Here is a 6,000-nt window from a genome sequence, read left to right as displayed (position 1 = left end):
AAGTGATAAGCAATGAATATTGTTGAGTAGCTTTGAGTAGGATTTATATAACGGTAGTAGCACTTGTGGCAGTATTAAGCGGGTTATACCGTCATAGTACCCGGATGGTACAAAGTGCGATGCAGGATATCTTTGGAATCACGATGTCTTTGGGTACGGTCAACAAACTTAGACTTGAAGCCAGCGATGCAGTCGAGGAGGCAGTATTGGAAGCAAAAACATACGTGCAGAACTCGAACATCGTGGGAGCGGATGAAACAAGCTTTTCCCAAGGAAACATTGATGGGTGTAATTCCAAAAACAGTCAAGCTTGGCTGTGGGTTGCAGTTACCCACAGCCAAGCTGGTAGTAATTTTGTGCAAAGGATGTTGAGCGTTGTCACTTCCCTCAAGTCCCAACGTCGAAATGTCTTGGAATTTATGACTCAAGCCGTTAGTGCCAAACGCCAGGGTCAACCAACTCCTACTTTACTTCCGCAAGTTCCTGCGGCTTCTGTTGCTGTCAAAAATGCTGCTTAAAACGCACTAAGTTATTAGGTAAAAGTTAGTTTTTTTTGCGAAACAAGCCTCTGAGTAATATTTTCAGACGACACATGGCGGCAAGATGCGCTTTGGCTATTTTACCCCTATATGGATGCTGCACTGGCATTGAGCCGAGATGACTGCGAGTGCGATTCGTTCTGGAGAAACCCATTGGGAGGATTCCAGGCTTTAGTCTGAACTTCCCCCCTATCAAAAAGAGCTAACTCTTACCCAGAGCGACTTTCAAGGTTTTTTGAATCGCTCTTACTGGGTACAAATTGTCAAAGGGTCTTGCGGAGCGAGTTTGAGGCGTTGACCCCCCTTTTTTAGCTTACCACAGATGTACCCTTAAATGCAGACTTTACATGGGTACGGTATTTCAAGTATAAACGCTCGTAATCATTGTGTGCCAAAGCTTAGAGGTCTGTATAGTACATTTGCACCCGGGGAAGTTCAGTTTAGTAGAGTAACTCCATCAGGGGTCATTAGTCGGTGTGAGGAAATCATCAAAAATTGGCTCAAAGGTATTGGCTTAGAACTGAAACCAGAAAAGACTCGTGTAGCACATACGCTGCACCCACACTTAAGTGAAGATGGTCAAGCCGGATTTGATTTTCTTGGACACCATATTCAGCATAAAAAAGTGGGTAAATACCGAGACAATAAAAATAGTCTTGGGCAAAGTCTTGGTTTCATTACCCTCATTACCCCATCAGTGAAAGCAATTGAGTCTCATAAAAAAGATATGAAAAGCATCATCACAAAACATAGGTCTGGTTCCCAGGCGGAACTAATCAAAGACCTTAACCCTGTTATTAAGGGATGGGCTACATATTACAGAGTTTCAGACGCCGGAACTAATGGGGATTTCGCCCGGTTAGATAGAATAACCTATCTTCGATTAAGAAGATGGGCTAAAAGACAAACCGGAAGCACTAATAAAGGTCATCAGAAATATTGGAAAACCATCGCTGACAACCATTGGGTATTCACCACGCGACCAGACAGTAACGGTTTAAAGTTACTAACACATATCGAATTTCACTCAAGTGTAAACGATTATGTTAAAGTCCGGGGTGATAAAAGTCCATATGATGGTGACACTATTTACTGGAGTTTAAGGTTAAGCAATCATCCTGATTTACCTACTACTAAAAGAAATCTTCTTAAACAACAAAAAGGTAAATGCATGGGATGTGGCTTACATTTTAATGAAGGTGATTTATTGGAAATAGACCACATTAATCCCATTTCTTGCGGAGGTAAAAAGGAATGGAAAAATCTCCAATTACTACATCGCCATTGCCACGATGTCAAAACTGCCACTGATGGCAGCCAGAAGTCCCGCAATGACAAAAGGGAAACACATTGAGTAGCCGTGTGAAGGGACAACTTTCAAGCACGGTTTCGGATGGGAGGGGTGGAACAGTAATGTTCCCCTCGACCCTATCAAACGGAAATCGAACGATTGAAAGTTCCGTTTAACTACCTTCGTGAAGTGGAGCCGAAATTTCTATGCCGCATATTGACCTGCCGAAATCGTCTGTTTCCAACCATAATCCGTCTTTCGACAGAGCGATTTGCGCGCTTAGTTGTCTGATTCTAAAAGCTTGCCGAGGGCTTCAACTGACTGACGCCAGCCGCTTTCCATTCCGCTTGCGACCATGCCGTCACGGTCTTCTTGGCTCATCGCGGTGCTATGTGTATGAATCTCAGTCGTATGTTCGTCAATTGCTAGAAAGGAGGCTTTTTCCAGCATGACATGTCCGCGTTCCGGCATACCCAAGAATTCAAACGTCTGCACGATTCGTCTATTTTTAGCGACTTCATGAAAACAGCCAGTAAACTCATACTCATTGCCGTCTTCTGATTGCTCAGCAATGTGCCAGCTCCCACCGTCTCTACAATCAAAGTGATACACTTTCATCGGATTACCGCGACACCACCAGCTCGCAAAGAGCTCCTCTTTGGTATACGCTTCAAATACCTTTTCTAGCGGAGCGTTGATTGTGACGATGCCCAGGATATTTTGTGAATTTTCTGGGACTGTTACTTTTAGATGTGCCATACTGTTATGCTGCTATTGTGTTACTGATCTTCTAGTAATTTTTCCAACGCATCAAAACGGGCACTCCAGATCTTTTCATACTCGCTGAGATGGGCTGCGGCTACTTTGATAGTGTCTGATGTAACATGAATAACTTTCTCCTTGCCACTTCGACGCTTGGTAATGAGTCCTGCTTTCTCGAGCACACTGATATGCTTCGCAATAGCAGCCATTGACATATCATATGGTTTTGCTAATTCGCTGATGGTGTATTCTTCTCTCGATACACGCTTAAGGATGTCTCGCCGTGTAGCATCGGCGAGAGCACCAAAAATCCTATCAAGAGCAACATTTGATTCAACCATATGGTTGAATGATATCCGAGGATACATACTGTGTCAAGTATCCTGAACATCTGATGTCTGATATTGGATATGACTGGTTCGCCAAGACCGTGATTTTGTGAGGTCGGATCAAAAATCAGCGATCGCTAATAATTATCTTCAGTAGGGATAATATATTTATTACTTTATATTAAGCACAAATACATAGAAGGCTTCTACCTGCCCTGTGATGATGGCAAAAAAGGGTAAGATTCCTTTTAAGTAATGTTTTCAGATAGGGAATGCCTACCTTTCATGACAAAAAATATATGTGCAACTCTTGATTGAAATCAAGACTCCCACGAAAAAACCGAAAAAACAAGAATTAAGTCTAGAGCAAAAAGAGAAAAATAAAGAACTGGCGTCCGAACGAATCTTTGTTGAACATATAATCCGTTTCGTTAAGATATTTAGAGTTGCCTCTGAAAGATTTCGATTAAATCCACGTAAATATGAACAGAGCGATCGCGGGAATATCTCTTCCCCTGTTTGGTGAAACAGAGAAGTAAAAAGCTGAAATCTATATAGGATAAGCTTTAACAGTTACCAGTTATCAGTTATCAGTTATCAGTTATCAGTTTCATCCGAAAGGGCGAAACACCACACCAAGAGCACAGAAAGCGTTGGTGTCAGTACAACCACACCATAGCAGGCGTCACTGTTCACTGTGTACTGTTCACTGTTTTAAGAGCCTCTATTTCCGTTGTATGCAAGGTTCTCGGCTCAATGCCCTTGAGACACATCAGAAACAGGAGCTAGGAGCATCTCCCCTAGCTTTCAACCACACTCAGCTTTTTGATGACAACTATTTTTTATGACAACACTAATCTGTCACTGTACATCTTAGGAGATAGGGAACTCATAACTCTTATGAAATTATTTGTTTGATGCTGTCTTTAATTGCTTCTCAGGCTTATTATCTGGAGCATTGGGGATTAATCTTTCTAGTCCACGAGCAATGATTGGCAGGAATAAGATAACTGCTGTCACACCAATCAAATTAAAGATAATTTGAGCATTAGCAATCTGGCGACCCACATTTTCACCAGAAATTGCTAGGACAAGTTGCGCCAAGAGTGGGGCAAAGATGATTCCCAAAATGGCACTAATTAAATTAAACAGAAAATGAAACACACCTGTCCGCAAAGCTGGACGACCACGCCCAATTGTAGCGACTAGAGTATCAGCGCAGGTGCCAACTTCTGCACCCAGCATGATAGCGATACCAGCAGGAAGTGAAACCAAGCCAGAACCCGCCAAGGTAATGACAATGGCGACTGTTGCAGAGGAAGATTGAATGACAACTGTAAAAATTGCTCCAACAATGGCACCTAAAAGTGGATTGTTACCCAGGGTTCGCATCAAATCAATAAAGGGCTGGTAGTTTCTAAACGGCTTCATTGCTTCATCAATGGCTTCCAAACCATAGAACATTAAGCCGAACCCCAGCAGAATCAGACCGATATTTTTCTGAGTGCCTGTTTTGCCCAAAAATAGCACCAACAGCCCTAGGAACATCAAAATAGGAACGTATTGTTCTATATCAAGAGAGATGATTTGAGCGCCTACTGCTGTCCCAATGTTAGAACCTAAAACCACGCCCAGGGACTGGACAAATGTCAGAACGCCTGCACTCACCATTGCAATCACCAAAATGATAGTAACTGATGATGATTCCAGAAGAGTAGTGGCAACAATTCCAGTCCCTACGCCTGCAAAGCGGTTGGTGGTGAACTTGCTCAGAAGATTTTTCATCCGGTCGGTTCCGATGTCTTCTAATCCTTCAGACAACCGGGTTACGCCATAGATAAACAAGACTAGACCAGCTATTGCACCCATAGCCATTTGGAAAAAGTTTATGACCCCCTTTTTCTCTTTTGATGCTTGTTCCGAACCGCTGGGTGCAGGGGGAGCTTGAGCAATTTCAACTTTGATGTCCCCTTGTGTACGTTCAGCCTGAACCGTTTGGGCATTGACGCTAAACTCTACAGATGATGAACCCAAAAATGGAAGTTCAGAGTTCAATATAGAGGGATAAAAAATCAAAGTTATGACGAAAAAGGCGATACTCAACAATTTAAGTATCTTTTTACTGAATATTTTTGCAATAAACACAATAACTCCTCAAAATAAACGGATGTTGCTATCGTTTAAACTTGTCAAACATACGTTGCTGTAAATAAATTTTGCATAAACACATACACATATATATCTGCTTTAAGTAATAAAGATGCTATCACTTTGATTTTTATTTTCAAAAATACTTTTCTTAATATTTTCTAAACTCATTTTTTCCCTAGGTTAAAAAATGACTAATTTAAAGTTAAATTTTATTTAAATAAAAAAGAAAAAACTTTACTTCCTTCCTATTGGAACATTACCTAATTTCTAGGTAGGCTTGAGCGTAGGTAAACCTAATAAGCGATTCAAAATTAAAAAATAAAAAATGTAAAATACAATACTGGCAAACAACCTGGCAACTGAGAGTATACAAATTCAATATAAACAGCTTAATTAAGCTGTTTATATTGCTGTGTTCATTCCAGTAAAAAATATGTAACTTAAATAACGCCATCAATTGACTGAGGTAAAGTTATTTTTTGTTTAAAAAAGTTTAACAAAAAGAACTCAGGAGTCAGGAGCCAGAATTCAGCTTGGGTATTCTGTGCGAGTGGTGAACCAGTAGTGCAGGAGGGTCTCCCGACCTAGGTATCTGGTGAACCCGAAGGGCGGATGAGTCAGGCTTCGACTTCGCTCAGCCTTACCCCGAGCGAAGCCGAGGGGTAAGGGGTTTAAATAACGACAGTTAACACGGTGTCCACAATTGGTTGGGGTCTGAATCCCCATTCAATTGATTCTGAATCCTGAATTCTGAATTCTTCTTCAACAATGATTTAAAAGATTTAACTCGCCTATAGATATCCCTCCTAAGATACAAGAAAATACAATTTAATTTATAGAAAAAATCTTAACTTATAACTATAAAAATTATTAATTTTGGTTGCATATAAGACATTATGGTTGCACGTACAGGTAGTTTATATACAGG

At 41.0% G+C, this 6,000-nt stretch carries 6 protein-coding genes; 3 read left to right on the top strand and 3 right to left on the bottom strand.

What is annotated here, in order from left to right; translation table 11 throughout:
- The first annotated feature begins 65 nt into the window (after positions 1-65).
- Together ACM0OZ_RS40525 and ACM0OZ_RS40520 are read left to right on the top strand one after the other, a co-directional pair.
- Complete coding sequence (locus tag ACM0OZ_RS40525) at positions 66-518, top strand: IS66 family transposase (RefSeq protein ID WP_414588528.1); 453 nt, start codon at positions 66-68, stop codon at positions 516-518.
- A gap of 355 nt (positions 519-873) precedes the next feature.
- The gene (locus ACM0OZ_RS40520) at positions 874-1,893 is read left to right on the top strand and encodes a group II intron reverse transcriptase (protein ID WP_414588527.1); all 1,020 of its coding nucleotides are present in this window, start codon (positions 874-876) and stop codon (positions 1,891-1,893) included.
- Positions 1,894-2,109: 216 nt separating this feature from the next.
- Here ACM0OZ_RS40520 and ACM0OZ_RS40515 read toward each other — a convergent pair whose 3' ends face one another.
- Positions 2,110-2,589, bottom strand: a complete 480-nt coding sequence (locus tag ACM0OZ_RS40515) for an SRPBCC domain-containing protein (RefSeq protein WP_414588526.1) — start codon at positions 2,587-2,589, stop codon at positions 2,110-2,112.
- A gap of 20 nt (positions 2,590-2,609) precedes the next feature.
- Positions 2,610-2,933 (bottom strand): ArsR/SmtB family transcription factor, encoded by a 324-nt coding sequence (locus ACM0OZ_RS40510; RefSeq protein ID WP_414588525.1) that lies wholly within the window; start codon positions 2,931-2,933, stop codon positions 2,610-2,612.
- Positions 2,934-3,222: 289 nt separating this feature from the next.
- On the opposite strand from ACM0OZ_RS40510, the gene ACM0OZ_RS40505 reads away from it, so the two are divergent.
- Complete coding sequence (locus ACM0OZ_RS40505; protein ID WP_414588524.1) at positions 3,223-3,447, top strand: transposase family protein; 225 nt, start codon at positions 3,223-3,225, stop codon at positions 3,445-3,447.
- A 380-nt stretch (positions 3,448-3,827) separates the two neighbouring features.
- Here ACM0OZ_RS40505 and ACM0OZ_RS40500 read toward each other — a convergent pair whose 3' ends face one another.
- Positions 3,828-4,976, bottom strand: coding sequence for a Na/Pi cotransporter family protein (locus ACM0OZ_RS40500; RefSeq protein WP_414588523.1), 1,149 nt, complete (start codon positions 4,974-4,976; stop codon positions 3,828-3,830).
- Between the last annotated feature and the right edge of the window lie 1,024 nt (positions 4,977-6,000).

This window comes from Scytonema sp. PCC 10023 (assembly GCF_963920835.1).
GTDB lineage: Bacteria > Cyanobacteriota > Cyanobacteriia > Cyanobacteriales > Nostocaceae > Kalymmatonema.
This window is presented reverse-complemented; position numbering and strand designations above follow the sequence as displayed.